This window comes from Pseudomonas sp. LAMO17WK12:I1, assembly GCF_900177315.1.
GTDB classification, from domain to species: Bacteria; Pseudomonadota; Gammaproteobacteria; order Pseudomonadales; family Pseudomonadaceae; genus Aquipseudomonas; species Aquipseudomonas marginalis.
On sequence record NZ_FWZV01000002.1, the window covers coordinates 197,486 to 213,386 of the forward strand.

At 55.0% G+C, this 15,901-nt stretch carries 15 protein-coding genes; 13 read left to right on the forward strand and 2 right to left on the reverse strand.

All coding sequences use genetic code 11. The features are described 5' to 3' along the window. The first annotated feature begins 28 nt into the window (after nt 1-28). From B9N88_RS03540 to B9N88_RS03550, 3 genes are all read left to right on the forward strand, one after another. The gene (locus tag B9N88_RS03540) at nt 29-1,045 is read left to right on the forward strand and encodes a dihydrodipicolinate synthase family protein (RefSeq protein ID WP_027603332.1); all 1,017 of its coding nucleotides are present in this window, start codon (nt 29-31) and stop codon (nt 1,043-1,045) included. 16 nt (nt 1,046-1,061) lie between these two features. Next, nucleotides 1,062-2,531, forward strand: coding sequence for an NAD-dependent succinate-semialdehyde dehydrogenase (locus B9N88_RS03545; RefSeq protein WP_027603333.1), 1,470 nt, complete (start codon nt 1,062-1,064; stop codon nt 2,529-2,531). Between the two features lie 315 nt (nt 2,532-2,846). After that, complete coding sequence (locus B9N88_RS03550) at nt 2,847-3,980, forward strand: FAD-dependent oxidoreductase (protein ID WP_027603334.1); 1,134 nt, start codon at nt 2,847-2,849, stop codon at nt 3,978-3,980. 124 nt (nt 3,981-4,104) lie between these two features. Here B9N88_RS03550 and B9N88_RS03555 read toward each other — a convergent pair whose 3' ends face one another. Continuing rightward, entirely contained in the window at nt 4,105-4,839 is a 735-nt protein-coding gene (locus B9N88_RS03555; RefSeq protein ID WP_027603335.1) for an EthD domain-containing protein, read from the reverse strand. Nucleotides 4,840-5,286: 447 nt separating this feature from the next. Then, nucleotides 5,287-6,192, reverse strand: a complete 906-nt coding sequence (locus tag B9N88_RS03560) for a LysR family transcriptional regulator (RefSeq protein WP_027603336.1) — start codon at nt 6,190-6,192, stop codon at nt 5,287-5,289. A 113-nt stretch (nt 6,193-6,305) separates the two neighbouring features. Between B9N88_RS03560 and B9N88_RS03565 the strand changes: the two genes are divergently transcribed. From B9N88_RS03565 to B9N88_RS03610, 10 genes are all read left to right on the forward strand, one after another. Next, nucleotides 6,306-6,902, forward strand: a complete 597-nt coding sequence (locus B9N88_RS03565; RefSeq protein WP_027603337.1) for a flavodoxin family protein — start codon at nt 6,306-6,308, stop codon at nt 6,900-6,902. Between the two features lie 71 nt (nt 6,903-6,973). Then, a complete protein-coding gene (locus tag B9N88_RS03570) occupies nt 6,974-8,038 on the forward strand; it encodes an aldo/keto reductase (protein WP_027603338.1) in 1,065 nt (354 codons plus the stop codon). 86 nt (nt 8,039-8,124) lie between these two features. After that, nucleotides 8,125-8,412, forward strand: a complete 288-nt coding sequence (locus B9N88_RS03575; protein ID WP_027603339.1) for a DUF1330 domain-containing protein — start codon at nt 8,125-8,127, stop codon at nt 8,410-8,412. Nucleotides 8,413-8,543: 131 nt separating this feature from the next. Beyond that, entirely contained in the window at nt 8,544-9,146 is a 603-nt protein-coding gene (locus B9N88_RS03580; RefSeq protein ID WP_051429279.1) for a helix-turn-helix domain-containing protein, read from the forward strand. 469 nt (nt 9,147-9,615) lie between these two features. Further along, a complete protein-coding gene (locus B9N88_RS03585; RefSeq protein WP_213673574.1) occupies nt 9,616-10,221 on the forward strand; it encodes a helix-turn-helix domain-containing protein in 606 nt (201 codons plus the stop codon). 293 nt (nt 10,222-10,514) lie between these two features. Beyond that, on the forward strand, nt 10,515-11,852 hold the full coding sequence (locus B9N88_RS03590; protein WP_218188742.1) for an NAD(P)/FAD-dependent oxidoreductase: 1,338 nt from the start codon (nt 10,515-10,517) through the stop codon (nt 11,850-11,852). A gap of 16 nt (nt 11,853-11,868) precedes the next feature. Beyond that, entirely contained in the window at nt 11,869-12,744 is an 876-nt protein-coding gene (locus B9N88_RS03595) for a dihydrodipicolinate synthase family protein (RefSeq protein WP_043293230.1), read from the forward strand. Between the two features lie 335 nt (nt 12,745-13,079). Then, nucleotides 13,080-14,168, forward strand: a complete 1,089-nt coding sequence (locus B9N88_RS03600) for a quaternary amine ABC transporter ATP-binding protein (protein ID WP_051429280.1) — start codon at nt 13,080-13,082, stop codon at nt 14,166-14,168. Nucleotides 14,169-14,203: 35 nt separating this feature from the next. Further along, on the forward strand, nt 14,204-15,043 hold the full coding sequence (locus B9N88_RS03605; protein WP_027603345.1) for an ABC transporter permease: 840 nt from the start codon (nt 14,204-14,206) through the stop codon (nt 15,041-15,043). Next, complete coding sequence (locus B9N88_RS03610) at nt 15,043-15,879, forward strand: ABC transporter permease (protein ID WP_027603346.1); 837 nt, start codon at nt 15,043-15,045, stop codon at nt 15,877-15,879. Before B9N88_RS03605 ends, B9N88_RS03610 begins: the two co-directional genes overlap by 1 nt. The last annotated feature ends 22 nt before the right edge of the window (nt 15,880-15,901 follow it).

Below are 15,901 nucleotides of genomic sequence, written 5' to 3' on the forward strand. Positions count from 1 at the left end.
CCCCTCCACTGTTCGAAGGAAAATCATCATGGCCACATACAAGAAAGCAGATGCCCGTGCCTGGGCGCGGGAAAACCTGGTGGGCTGCTCGGCGGTCACCATTCCAAGTTTTAGCGCCGATCTGAAGCGACTCAACGAACGTGGCATTCGCCACGACATTGAACATACGGTCGGCCTGGGCTACAGCGCCACGTTGCTGTGCAGCGAGCTGGCGATTTCTATCCAGGAGAATGCCCAGTTCACTGCCTGGGCCCGTGAGTCAGGGAAAGACCTGATCCTGTTTTTCCATGCGGCCTTTGGCACGCTTGCCGAGAATATCGAGGCGGTGAAGCTCGCCGAGAATGCCGGTGCGGACATCGTCCTACTCTCCTATCCACCACAGTTCTGGCCGACCAGCGAGCAGGAAATCTACGACTACACCAAGTCGTTCTGTGACGCGACGGACCTCGCCGTCATGCTCTTCCCGATTCCGCTCTGGGGCTTTGAGCGCGTGCATCCGGCAGGGATGTCCTTGGAGTTGGTCAGTCGGCTGTTGGCCGATTGCCCGAATATCGCGGCCATCAAGTCCGAGCAAGGGTTCCCGCTGCCGGCGGGCATTTGCGAGATGTATTACCACTTCCGTGATCAGGTGGTGATCAGTTGCCCGATCGAAGGCGACGCAATCCCCTTGATGAGCCTGATGAAGTTGCAGTTTTCCGGCACCAGCAACACCGCCTGGATGAGCGACTACTACCCGAAAGCTTTCGAACTGGCACGCACGGGCCGCTTTGAAGAGGCGATGGAACTGTACTGGAAGGTCAATCCGGCACGCAGCGCCAACGGCGCCGCCGCGCAAAGCTATGCCGGCGGCACTGGTGTGCTCAATCGCACGATGTGGAAATACCAGGACTGGCTCGCCGGCTTCAACGGCGGCCCACTGCGTGCCCCGGCGATGCGCGTGCCGGATCGCTTCATGAAGTCGCTGCGTCAAGGGTTGGTTGCGTCGGGGTTGCCGGTGACTTCGGATCCTGACAGCGCCTTCATGATCGGGCGTCATCCGTGCTGATCAGGAGGGTTGCACAGTGAAGCATTTACTTAAAGATCCCACACTGTGGCGTGACGGTGCCTATATCGCCGGTGAGTGGCTGACCGAGACGCCGCACGGTCACTACACGCTGCGTAATCCGGTGGACCAAACGGTGCTGGCCGAGTTGCCGCGTTGTCGTGAAACTGAAGTTCGGCACGCCATCGACGCGGCGAATGAGGCCTTTGGCCCATGGCGTCGCCTGACGGCCAAACGCCGTGGCGAGGTGTTGCGCCGCTGGTATGAGTTGATGGTTGAACATCGGGAGGACCTTGCCACGCTGATTACCCTGGAGGAGGGCAAGCCACTGGAGGAGGCGCGGGGTGAAGTCGATTACGCGGCGTCTTTTGTGCGCTGGTTTGGCGAGGAAGCCACACGGGTGCGCGGTGATCTGATTCCGGGCGTAAAGGACACTCAGCGCATCGTGGTCCTGCGCGAACCCATCGGCGTCTGCGCGGCGATCACGCCCTGGAATTTCCCCGCTGCGATGATTACACGCAAGGCCGCTCCGGCCCTCGCGGCCGGTTGCACGATGGTGGTGAAACCGGCCAGCCAGACACCGCTGACCGCGCTGGCACTCGCCGAACTGGCGCAGCGCGCTGGCGTGCCCGCCGGCGTTTTCAGTGTGATCACTGGCAACGACACCCGCGACATTGCCGGTGAGCTTACGGCCAACCCGCTGGTGCGCAAGCTCACCTTCACGGGGTCCACGGAAGTGGGCCGGCTGCTGCTGGCGCAAGCGGCGCAGACGGTCAAGAAATGCTCCATGGAGTTGGGCGGCAACGCCCCGTTCATTGTCTTCGATGATGCTGATCTGGATGCTGCGGCTGACGGGGTGATGTTGGCCAAGTTTCGCAATGGTGGACAGTCCTGTATCGGCGCGAATCGGGTGCTGGTGCAGTCCGCGGTTTATGACGCACTGGCCGAACGCATCGTCGAGCGCATGGCACGCCTGAAACTGGGCAATGGCCTGGAGCCGGGTGTACAAGTCGGGCCGTTGATCGATGACTCGGCGGTACGAAAATCCCAGGCGCTGGTTGATGATGCGCTGACCCAAGGCGCTCGACTGCTGTCTGGCGGCAAGCCCCATGCGCTGGGCGGGTGTTTCTTCGAGCCCACCTTGTTGGCTGATGTGACCCATGGGATGCGGGTCGCTCGCGAAGAGATCTTCGGCCCGGTCATGCCACTGGTGCGTTTCGACACGGATGACGAAGCCATTGCGATGGCCAACGACAGCGAGTTTGGCCTGGCGGCGTATCTGTTCAGCCGTGATGCGGCGCGTATCTGGCGCAACGCCGCGCGCATCGAATCGGGCATGGTGGGGATCAACTGTGGCTTGATCTCGAATGAGGTCGTACCTTTCGGTGGCGTGAAGCAGAGCGGGCTTGGGCGAGAGGGTTCACACCTTGGGATCGACGAATTCCTTGAAGTGAAATACCTCTGCTGGGATGGCTTGGAAAGCGTTTGAACAACCGTCGTTAAAGGCCGGTGGATGGCGGTTCGCATGAGCCGCAGTTCGCCGGCCTTTTTATTGGTTCTGCCGCAAAGGCGGGCACCCCGAGCAATGCGTCCGGCTTAGCTGCGAGACCCATCGCCGCCAGCGATACCTCGGATTGTGCAAAGCGATTTCAGCGCTGATAGCCGATTCGATAGTCTCGTGGCTGATCCGGCATTTTTCGTCGGCATTCCATGTTGCTGCGGCATTGACGCGATGACGCCGCAGCGCTCGTCGGTGCGCCATGCAATGTCTGCCCGAGTGAATAAGAATAATTAGGAGAGCGTGATGATTGCAGCAGTCAACAAGGTCCTGGTGATCGGAGGAGGGTTCTCCGGTATGACCGCGGCTATCCAGCTCGCCCGCCAGGGCATCGAAGTGGACCTCGTCGAAATAGATCCTTTGTGGTGTCCTTTGGGAGCGGGAATTACGCTCAGTGGGCCCACGCTGCGAGCACTTGATACGGTTGGGATTTTGGAAAGGGTCGCCGGGGAAGGGTACCTGTCGACCAATTTCGATGTGTTTTCACCGGTGGGTGACCTGATCGTGCAATTGGCGCTTCGACCGCCGGTCAGCGATAAGCCGATTCCCTGTGGTGGCGGCATCCTGCGCCCGGTGCTGGCTCGAATATTTGCCGACATGACGCGGGAAGTGGGTACCCGCGTACGCCTGGGCATCACCTACGATAGCGTCATTGAGCATGACGATGGCATTGACGTGTCTTTCAGCGACGGGACCACTGAACGCTATGACCTGGTCATTGCCGCTGACGGTGTGCATTCGCGCACACGAAAGGACTTTTTCCCGGATGCACCCTCGCCAAAACCCATCCATCAGAGCGTCTGGCGCGCGGTGCTGAAGCGTCCACCGGAAATCGTGCGTCCCAGTCACTGGCTGGGTCGCACCAAGGTTGGCGTCAATCCGATTTCCGAAACGCACATGTACATGTTCCTCATGGAAAACCGCGAGTTTTCCGAGTGGATCGATCCGGCCAGCTGGCCGGGTGAAATGGCGCGCTTGCTGAGTGAGTTTCCAGCCCCGATCCTGCAAACGCTGGTGCCGCAACTGTACGAGGCGGGCGCCAATATCGACTATCGTCCGCTGTCCAATCTGTTGGTGCCGTTGCCCTGGCACAAGGGCCGTATCGTGCTGATCGGCGACACGGTGCATGCCACCACGCCGCATCTGGCTTCCGGGGCTGGCATTGGTATTGAGAGCGCCATCGTGCTTGCCGAAGAATTGCTCGCCGCGGGCGATCTACAGACTGCCCTGAGCCGGTTCGAGAAGCGGCGTTGGGAGCGTTGTCAACTTGTGGTCGAAAACTCCGCACGGCTGTGCGAGATAGAAAAAAGTGGTGGTGACAAGGAAGAGCATGCTCGGATCATGCGCGAATCCACTGCGACGTTGGCCGAGCCCATCTGAATTAAATGAGTCGCTGTTCTGGTGTCTATCATTAATATCTATTGGTGCGCGGCACCGAATGCGGACTCAAACGGGTTGAGTCCGCATTGACGTGCGGTTGAACACAGTCCCGTTAATTAAGTGTTTACTGGCTCAGGTCCATAATCACTACCTCTTTGACGTATACGAAAAAAGACTCCGATGACACTACAATCTCTTCGTTAGAAAGCTGTTGGAACAGTGAGTGCTGATACTGACGAAAACTGGAAAGATCGCTTTCATTTTCAAACCACATGCTGCAAGCACCTTCATATACCGTGATGTCTGGTCCGAAATAGGCGGTTACCCTGTCACCTTCGGGCAGGTACCTGGAACGAACATGCCGGTGTAATACACTTTGAAAATCTGGGTGTCGGCTGATGATTGCATCGTGCGCCAAATCCCATGCGGTGAAAAAAGCATCCAAATGCACCGTCGGATTTTTTTTCAAAAAAATCATCACCTTGTATTTGAGTGGCGCAGCACTTGCGTGGACGGTTTCGACTTCATCCATCAATTGAGCGGCCTGGTTAGACAGGTCTGCGAAGTTTTTCGCATCAGGCCCTACTGTTTGTTGGGTATAAGGGTCGCTGAAGGTGTGAATCAAACCTGACATATCATCAAAAAATAATTCGGTGATAGAATCTCGATGAAAGTTTTTTGTATAGGTAACATCGGAGTCAACTCCGAAAGCACAGTCCATGACATGGTTCTGTACGTATCGTTTGACACTCAAAGGTTTGACGCGAGCAATATTTCCGTGCTGATGCTCTATATATTTCAAGAACTCAGCATGAGTCATGCCAGGTTTTCGGCGTACGGCGGCTAGCATTTTAATCATGAGAGCTCTCGCGTTTGTCGGACTAATTAAATTAATTTTTTTTTTTTTTTTGAATATCTAATGCGTATTTATTGTGCTCGATATTCGGGAGTTGCTTTATTTAACGATAAAATATATATCCGGAACTGACTGGCAAACCAATCAGTATTTCAGCTATGAGGTATCGCGCAATAGCATGCTTGACAAGCCTTGCGTCGGTGTTGGAACGCGTCCATCGATGGCAGACAGTGATAGCGAGGTGGTATGCCTCCCCGAGTTCATGTGCAATGGCTCGCTCGGGCGGGTGGTTATTTCAGTCTGCCGGCATCTACTGATGCATCTCCGTCACGGACATAGTGAATACCAACCTGGACCTGCCAGCGTTGGAATAGGAGTGAGGTACATCGGTTTTCGCCACTGCCGAGCTCCCCGCAGGGATGACCAACTCTGTTTCTCCTACTCAAGCGGCTAATCAAAATAGGGTTCCAATACACTCTCAATCCAAATCATGAAGGCCCGTACGCGTAGGGAAAGGTTACGCCGATGCGCGACTACGAGCGATGCCGAGAGCGGCTCGGGTCGTAGATCGGGCAGAATTTCCACCAGGTCGCCGGTTTTGATGTGGTGCGCAAGGGCCAAATAACCGGCCTGAATCAGTCCAATCCCCGCCAGGCCCGCAGCATGATAGGTCTGCACGTTATTCACTTGCATCGCCCCTGGCAGTGCAAGCGATGCGTAGCTATCACCCTCCGGATATTCCCATCCAGCGAGTCGGGCGCCGAGTGTCGGCGTGTAATGAACCATCTGATGACCTTGGATCAGGAGGTCGTCGAGTGTTTGCGGTATGCCGTACTTTGCCAGATAGCTTGGGCTCGCCGCGTTCATCATGCGCAACTTGCCCAGCGAGCGGGCGATCAGCCTGTCGTCAACGATTGGCCCGAGACGGACTACGCAATCGAACCCTTCCTGGACGAGATCGACCCGACGATCTGTGCTGGACAGCTCCAGCTCTAGCTCAGGGTTCACTTTGAGCAACTGCGGCAGAGCGGGAATCACGACGGTCTTTGCCAATTCAGTTGGCATATCTACGCGCAATCTCCCCCTCAGGGGGGCGCCGTTGCTCGCGAACATAGACTGCACGTCCTGAGCTTCGGCCAGCAGGTCACGTGCGCGTGCATAGAAAATACGTCCATCTTCGGTCAACTGCACGCTGCGTGTCGTTCTGTACAGGAGGGTCGCGCCCATGTCTCGTTCCAGCGCACGAATCACCGTCGACACCCGTCCCTTCTGGATTCCTAGGCTTTCAGCCGCACGCGTGAAACTCATCATTTCCGCAACGCGGGCAAAAATCAAAAGTGCCTGGAGATTTGGCATTGTTCACCAGATAGATAACAGAGCGTTCAGAATTGCATGGTTTATAGCGCATTTTGTACTCAGTAAAGTAGCTCCCATGTCGCCCGTAACTCATTGCACATAAGGAAGCACGCATGAACTCAACTTCCACGCCTGTCCGAACTGTCATCGTTTTCCACTCCGGCTATGGCCACACAGCGCGCATGGCGGCCGCAGTCGCCGAAGGTGCAGGCACTGGTGCCGTATTGGTGGCAATCGACCCCGAGGGCAATATCTCAGACGATGCCTGGCAAACCCTCACTGACGCAGATGCCATTGTCTTCGGCTCACCTACTTACATGGGCGGCCCTAGCTGGCAGTTCAAGAAATTCGCGGATGCCTCCTCCAAGCCCTGGTTCGAAGGCACATGGCAAAACAAGATATTTGGCGGCTTCACCAACAGCGCGAGCATCAACGGCGACAAGCTCAACACACTTGAGTATTTCTTCCTGCTTTCCGGGCAGCACGCCGGGATCTGGGTCGGCCTGGATATAAAACCGGCGAACGTCAAGGCTTCGAAACGCGACGACCCAAATCGTATGGGCTCCTACATCGCGCCCATGGCGCAGACGCCTGCCGATGCTTCTCCTGAAGAGATGTCGCAAGGGGATCTGGAGACGGCACGTCTGTATGGCGCTCGCGTCGCACTCATTGCCGGACAGTTTCAATCCGGGAAATCTCAGCACACCTGAAATCCATATGTGCCAACGATGTAGGGCAGTGCAGTGCCACATCTTATCCAGCGAATCTCGAAGGAGCCGCCATGAAATACAACCGACTTGGTCGTACGGGCCTGTATGTATCCGAGCTGTGCCTCGGCACGATGACACTGGGAGGTAATGCTGACGCGGGTATGTGGGCTGCAATCGGCGCGGTTGATCAGGGCAATGCCAATCGTTTGATCGCCCACGCGCTGGCACAAGGGATCAATTTCATCGACACCGCTGACATTTATTCTTTCGGCCAGTCTGAGCGCGTCCTCGGCCAGGCATTGAGAGACATTGGCGTGCCGCGCAGCGAGGTAGTGCTGGCAACCAAGACAGCTGGCGTGATGGGCTCGAAGCCCAACGATCAAGGGGCATCGCGCGGTCATATCATGGATTCTGTGCAGAGGAGTCTGGAACGCCTTCAGGTCGATCATATTGACCTTTACCAGATTCACGCCAGCGATCCTGTGACCCCTATAGAAGAAACATTGCGGGCCCTGGATGACCTGACGCGCCAAGGGCTAGTCCGTTATGTCGGCGTCTCAAATTGGCATGCGGGCAAAATCGGCAAAGCGCTAGGGCTGAGCGCAGCACTGAATTCCACACGCTTTGAGACGCTCCAAGCCTATTACTCCATTGCCGGACGTGACGTGGAGCGTGAACTGGTGCCACTCGTTATCGAGGAGGAGATGGGGCTACTCGTCTGGTCGCCTCTTGCAGGAGGATTGCTCTCAGGGAAATTCGGCCCCGGAGCGTCCACCGAGGAAGGTTCGCGGCGTAGCAGTTTCGACTTTCCGCCAGTTGATCTGAACCAGGCTTGGCCCTGCGTGGCGGAGATGCGCGCCATCGGCGAAGCGCGCGGTATCTCCGTCGCTAGAGTGGCGCTCGCCTGGTTACTTGCCAAACCACATGTCACGAGCGTCATCATCGGTGCCAAAAGGATCGAACAACTCGAAGATAATCTGGGTGCGTCCGATGTCGTTCTTACCGACGTGGAGCTAGTGCGCCTTGAGGCTGTAAGTGTTTTGCCGACTTATTATCCGGGCTGGATGATTGATCACCAGAATGCCAGCAGACGCCCTGCGCCTTTCACGCCGGTGGCGTCGAAGCAGAGCCCGTGAACACAAATGAATACCTGTGACGCAGGCGGCTGTAATTATCGCCCTGCGTTGAGTTGAATATACCCCCCCTTTAAAGAGAGGCAGACATGCCAAAAGGATACCTGATCGGGCACGTGAGCATTTCGGATGCAACAGCGTACGCCGTCTATGCAAAAGCCGCAGGCGAAGCAATGCGGCCTTTCAACCCAAAAAATATTGCAGAGGGACAGTATGAAAGTCTCGAAGGTGAAACTCATGAGCGGCATGTGATATTCGAGTTCGATTCGTTCGCCGACGCTAAGCGCTTCTATGAAAGCGCAGAATACCAAGCGGCTAAGGCCCTACGCGCGGGTGCTGCGACTGGGACATTTGTCATACTCGAAGGGGCTTCTTGACGTGCGCCCGAGTCACATAGCCTAAGCAAGGCCGGCGACGAGACAATCAAAAAAATGGTGTTTTTTTTTCATTCAAGGATAATGATGTCGAAATTTTTTCATGAATATGCTTTACGGACTAGGGGAAAGAAATGCGGGTCGACAACCCTGAGTTAGGTTATGGCGATTTTGATTCCACTAGGGATCGCGTTGCGTTGGGCGAGGAAATCCGCAAGTTGCGCAAAGCTCGTTCAAAGACATTGGCCGAAATTTCCTTGGCCACTGGTCGGTCGATCAGCTTCATAAGCCAGCTTGAACGTGGTCGTGCTGAAATTCCTATTTCCGATCTGAAGCGCATTGCGCTCACTCTGGGAGTGCCACTGGACTGGTTCTTCATGACAAATGAGCAGCCGGCGGCAGAGGCCGGGAGAGTGGTTCGTGCAGGTGGCCGTCGACGGCTGGGCTCAGTGGCCGGCGGGCTGACGGAAGAATCGTTATCACCTTCTATCGGAGGCGCGTTCGAAATGTTCCTCAGCACGATTGGTTCCGGTGCCACTTTTGAAGCCAAGACCACCCGTGGGACTGAAGAGGAGGGCTTTCTAGTTTCTGGACAGCTCAAACTCTGGATAGGTGAGTATCCATTCAGTCTGAGTGCGGGAGACAGTTTCCGCATCGCCAATGAACCGTATCGCTGGGAAAACCCCGGTGAGATCGATGCCGTTGTCATTTGGGTTATCGCACCGCCAGCTTTCTAATTGATCGCGTGAGGCAACGCAGTGACAGTCTCGCTACGACATTCTTGTGTTGAAGGCAGGAGTGCCGTCAGCCTGCGACGGTCCAGCGAGTTGTTCTACCTCTCCAGTCCGCCCTCAACTCCTCAAGCCTCCATAGTGGATGAAGATCTGTCCCGACGTTGAAGAGCGTCGAGAAAGCAGGTTTGCTCGTGTTACCAGCACGTGTTTTCGCCAAAGGGGCTTTTACATCCCCTGATCCTTTTTGTCACTGGAACGGGGCATGTCACGTAAGCGCTCCCGTAGTCCGCTCACCCTGCCTCGGCAACGGAACCCTATCTAAACCAGGCCCATTGAACGGCGCTATCGATCAACGCTAAGCCGTAAGAAAAAAAATAGTGCAATAATTTTTTCTGCGTGCATAATTGATTTATAAAATATTTGGGCAGAAAATTTTTTGTGGTTGTTGCAGGGTTGAGATGAGGATTTGATAGTGAATGACGTTGCTGACATAGCGAGAACGGAGCTCGGGATGGAAATGCCTGGGGACCGCATCGCGTGGGGCAATGAAATTCGAAAACTCCGCAAAGCACGTGGCAAGACACTCGTTGAGCTTGCATTGGCAACAGGCCGATCGCCTAGCTTTCTCAGTCAGCTTGAGCGCGGAAACACCGAGATTTCCATTACTGATCTCAAAAAGCTTGCAACGGTATTGGGTGTGACCCTGGGCTGGTTTTTTACCGCCGATAGCAAGCCGGCTGCCGAGATGGGGCGTGTTGTCCGAGCCGACAGTCGTCGGCGCTTAGGGGGATTTCTCGATGGCATTACCGAAGAGCTGCTGTCGCCGGATATAGGTGGGATGTTCGAAATGTTTCTCAGCATCTTTGCAATAGGTGCAACCCGACCACAAGCGACGCCCCGTAACACAGAGGAAGAACTCTACGTTATCAGTGGGCAATTCGATATCTGGCTGGGCAAGAATAAATACAGCCTGAAAGCAGGTGATAGTTTTCGAATTGTTCGCGAGTCGTATCGCTGGGTGAATACCGGCAAATCGGAAGTAAAGATTCTCTGGGTGATTGCTCCACCGATCTACTGATCATTCGTCGCATCAATGAATTGAAGCGGCAATCAGTAATATTTAAACGCCATTTTACCGAGGGGTGCAGGCCCGCACATCCAATATTTATCGAGCACAGCCTGCGGCTTAAAAACAAGAACAAGAACGGCGCTGAAGTTCTAAACCTGAAATAAAGCGCTTGTGTGTAAGTGTGTAAAAAGAAAAGGCTCTGTGCAGAGTGGTGTCTCAATAATTGCCTACTCGGATCGAATCAAAGTTTCGATTAAGCAGATGTCGATACAACGGTTTTCTTATTTCAGGAGATACACAAGTTGGATTCTTCATCTGATAAACGCATCGAAGTGACGCCGCCTCAGGTTGAACCGACCGATTCGGGTTGGTACCTGGCCAGCGGAGTGGAACTGCCGCTCAATCCGCTCACCGCGAATGTGACATGTGAATGCTTGGTGATTGGAGCGGGCTGGATGGGGTTGCACGCCGCTCGCCGCTACGCCGAGCTCAATCCCAATGCTCGAGTGCTGTTAGTGGATGCCGGTCGCATTGGCAACAACGCGTCCGGTCGATGCATGGGCTTTGCCATTGACTTGGCGCACAACCCCCGCAAGCGTGATTTTGTCGAAGATTTACAAGGCAACCGGGAAGAACTTCACGTCAACCTGGAGGGCACCTCATACATGAAGAGTGCGGTTGAAGCAGGTGTGGATTGCGACTGGGATCCCCAAGGCAAATACCACAGTGCAGCAACCCAGCACGGCGTTGCTGACCTCGAGCATTTCTCCAAAGCCCTTGACGTTATGGGGCAGAAGTATAGCTGGGTTGAGTCCGGGGGAATGCGCGAGTTGACCGGCAGCAAGCATTACATTAAAGGATTGCATCACCCTGGTACTGTGCTTCTTCAGCCAGCCAAATACCTGATGAACGCGGCGCTCGCACTTCCAAAAAATATCAAGATTCACGAGAACACCATTATCACCTCTGCCAGGTTCGGCAAGCCGCACCATGTGTTCGAAACCCGCGATGCCGTCATCAATGCGCAGAAAGTGATCATTTGCGCATCAGGCTACCTGACAAATTTCGGTTTTTACAAGAACTCGGCGATCCCGGTCTACACATTTGCGAGTATGACGCGCCAGCTGTCCGAGAAGGAGCTTACGGGCTGCGGAGCCGGGCCATTCGGGCTGATTCCGGCGAACAGTTTTGGCACTACGGTACGCCGGACGAATGACAATCGACTCATCTTTCGCAACGTTTATTCATACGCCAAGAAGTACAAGACCACGACCGACGACGTGCATCAGGCAAGCCTGCAACAGCAGGTGTCGTTCGACAGGCGCTATCCAGAACTCGCCTCCATGGGGTTCGAGTCCAGCTGGGGAGGGCTACTGACCTTATCCCAAAATGGCGGAATGATCTGGGGTGAGCTGGCGGAAAATGTTTACGGCACGGGTATTTGCAACGGAACAGGAGTGTCCCGTGGCGCTGCATTCGGGAAGGCTTTGGCCGAATTAGCCTCAGGCATGAACTCCACTACCATCGAAATCCTCAAGCGCCGTAAGGCTCCCTCACGAGCCTATCCGGAAATCATTACGTCGTTGGGTGTGAAGTTCGTCACCGGACGTCGATTCAAAGAAGCTGGACAAGAAATCTAAAAACAGGAGACTTGCAATGGCAAATCTGGCCGGCATCAACCTTGCGATGCAAACCACTTTCAACGACCGCGGCGAGATCGATTACACCGCGTTCGAGAATCTCATCGACCAATACATCGAGGCGGGTGTACATGGTCTGGTACTCGGTGCAGGTACCGGTCAACACCCCTATTTGACCGAAGCCGAATGCAACAAACTGTACGAAGTGGGCATCAAACGCATCAACGGGCGTGTCAACGTCATCTGCCAGACCTCGGCATTAAACATTGATGAAGTCGTGCGTCGATCCCAACATGCCGAGAGCGTAGGCGCCGATGCGCTCATGATTCTGCCGCCGTATCTGGAGGGTCCGACCGATGAGGATGGTCTGTTCGAGTTTTATCGCGAGATCGACGCAGCCGTAAATATCGACATTATTGGCTACAACATTCCCTACGCTACTCAGATCTCGATTTCTCCGCGACTATTAGCCCGTCTACAGCAGTTGAAAAATTTTAACTACATCAAAGATAGCGGCGGCGATTTCACCGTTCAGCAGCAGTACATTCAAAGTGGGGGCGGGGTATTGAACGGCTCCGACACCATCACTTTGTACGCCTTCCTGGCGGGCACAAAGGGTGCCATCTGGGGCGCTGCCAACTACATGCCGCGCGAATCGGTGGACCTGTATAACCTGGTTCAGGAAAAGCGCTACGACGACGCATTGGCTCTGTGGAATCGTATGCTGCCGTCGTTACTGCTGGTTCAGACCACCAACTACATCCCGGCTGTGCTGTACGCTGCTCACCTGCGCGGCTTCGGCACTGGCAATTTGCGCAAGCCGCAACGGCGCATTACCGAACAGGAAGCCACCGTACTCGAAGCCGCTCTTCAGCCGCTTCTCCAAGGCTGATTCGAAACGCTGAAAAACTGAAAGTCGGCTCCTTGCAGTCATTCATAGATCGCTTTTCTGAGTCGTCTAAGGATTGTTTGCAGTACAGATTTTCTGCGGTTAGTCAGCCTCATGAGCGTCAATGAGGAGACAGTCACTTGAGTCGACACGATGGTCTGGGACGACACCCCAGGCCCTCTTGTTTGTCGGTAAGAAGAAACGGGCGATTGATACCTGGTGGAAGGACGGGGAGCTCGCCGGAAAGTTGGCGCAGATGTCAGGCAATAGACTATGCCCGGTTGGCGTAACCTGAAGGCGCTCGGCCGAAAAACAATAATCAGCTTCCGGATAGGCCTATGAACATGATTACTCAACCTACTCAAGCAGTCGCAGCCCCAATCGTGGAGTGTCGCGGCGTTTGGAAAATATTTGGCAATCAGAGCTCCGTGGCAATCGACGCTGCGAAGCGCTTTACCGAAGGCAAGGATGCGTTACTGAAGCAACACGGCTCAGTCGTGGCGGTCGCGGATGCGACCTTTACCGTGCAGCAGGGAGAGACGTTTTGCATCATCGGCTTGTCCGGTAGCGGAAAATCGACATTGATCCGGCATTTCAACCGGCTGATCGCCCCTACCTGTGGCGAAGTACTCATCCACGGGCAAGACATCTGCAAGATGGCGTCTGGAGACTTGAGAAACCTGCGTTCCCGCAAAATGGGAATGGTATTTCAGAACGTTGCTCTATTGCCTTATCGCACTGTGTTGGAGAACGTGATGCTGCCCCTTGAGGTGCAAGGCATCAAGAAATCCGATGGTGTGCGGAAGAGCCAGGAGGCACTGGACAAGGTTGGTCTGGGCAACTGGGCCAATCGATACCCCCAAGAACTATCCGGAGGTATGCAGCAACGGGTAGGAATCGCTCGAGCTTTGGTAGCCGATCCGGATGTGTTGCTGATGGACGAACCGTTCAGCGCGCTAGACCCATTAATTCGCAAGCAACTGCAGATCGAATTCAAAAAGCTCTCCTCTGAGCTGCGTAAAACCACTATTTTCATTACTCATGATATCGATGAAGCCATCCGTATCGGTGATCGCATCGCAATCATGAAAGAGGGCCGGATGATCCAGATCGGTACCCCTGAAGAAGTAGTGCTCAACCCTGCTGACGAGTACGTCGCCAGTTTTATGGAAGGTATCTCTCGGCTGAAGCTGCTTAAGGCGCGCTCAATGCTCAAGCGTATCGACAGTCAGGACCTCTCGCAGTTTGGCGGGCGTTCGCTGGACGCTCTGGTCAGCGTCGACATTGATGCCGATCTCGAGACGCTGATCGATGTGGCCGTTGGTAAACGTGAAGACATAGTAGCCATCAAGCAGGACGGCCAGATAGTCGGCACCGTTTGCCGTGAAACATTGCTCAGGGCCGTTCGCGGCCTCGATCTGGCTTGAGTCATGAAGCCTGGAACGGGTTATGGGAGGAGAGTATGAATACAATCATCGAGACATTCGACGCGGTCGTCGATACGTCTCTGGCGTGGCTGATCGACGAGGCGTCTGGGTTTTTCGCAGCGATCAGCACGGGTATGGAAGCTGCCTATGGCGCTTTTAATATCCTGCTGATGTTCGCGCCCTGGTGGGTAGTGGTCCTGATCGTGACGCTGGTTGGCTGGAGAGTGAATGGTGTGTTATTTGCCATTGCCGCCGCCGCTGGCCTCTGGTTGTGTCATGCCATGGGCTTGTGGACCGAAACCATTGCCACGCTCACCTTGGTGTTCAGTTCAACATTGCTGGCACTTTTGATTGCCATCCCGCTGGGCGTGTTGGTGGGGTTGTCGGCAAAATGGAAGCACAGTGCCGAGCTAGTGCTGGACTTCATCCAGACCATGCCACCGTACATCTTCTTGCTACCTGGTATCGCCTTACTCGGGTATGGACCGGCGACGGCAATCTGGGCGACTTGTCTGGTTGCGATTCCGCCCGCTTTGCGTCTTACCGCACACGGTATCTTCATGACGCCCCCGCAATATTGTGAGCTTGGCTCTGCCGTGGGCATGCAACCCGTTTCGCAGGTTTTGAAGATTCGACTGCCATTCGCGATCCCTTCGATCTTGGCGGGTATCAACCAGAGTTTGATGTTGAGTTTTGGCATGGTGGTCATCGCAGGCATCGCAGGATCCGGCGGCTTGGGCCAGACCATTTATGAGGCTGTGCGAACTTTGAAGATTGATCTGGCCGTCAATGCCGGTATCGCCATCGTGGTCCTGACGATCATTCTCGACCGAATATCCCAGGCTGTATGCACTACCGAAAGAGGAGCATTGTGATGGACTCAAGCGTCTCCCCTGGCTCGATAGTCGCGCCATTTCTCAGCTACCTGAACAGCAATTTCCATGACGTGTTCAGCGCTATTGCGCATTTCTTTGATGTGCTGATTGGCGGCATTGTCGCGCTGCTCTCATTGGGTTCGCCGGAGGTAGTCATTGGCTGTCTTTCTTTAATCTGCATGCTGGTTGCGGGTTGGCGGGTAGGGCTGATGACCCTTATTGGTCTTGGCTGCTGCTTGATTCTGGGAATGTGGCCTCCTGCAGTGCATACCATTGCGCTTATTATTATCGCTGTGACATTTTCGTTGTCGATCGGCATCATTTTAGGCGTCCTGTTGTCGCGCAGCGAACGACTGAAAATTTTCTCGCGACCGATTCTCGATGTCATGCAGACCATGCCGCCATGGGTCTATCTGGTGCCCGCAGTAGTGCTGTTTGGCCTGGGCGCGGTCCCTGCCTTGCTGGCCACCATCATCTTCGGTATCCCGCCAATGATTCGCCTGACCATCTTGGCGATGAGTCAAATCCCCGAAAATCGACTTGAGCTTGGCGCCGCGATCGGCGCAAGCCCACGGGAAGTTTTGTGGAAAATCGAACTTCCCTCTGCATTGCCGACTTTGCTAGTAGGCGTCAACCAGTGCGTTCTGTTGTCGCTGGGGATGGTGGTTTTGGCCGGGCTGGTAGGCGCAGGCGGACTCGGTTCCGAGGTGACGCGAGGGCTTAGCCGCATGGAGTTTGGCTTAGGTGTGCGCGCGAGTCTTGCCATCGTAATCCTGGCGCTGATCATTGACCGGGTATGCCGCGGGACCGTTCCCACACGGTTTCTCAAGCATTGATCATTGCTGGCTCGAAGTAGCG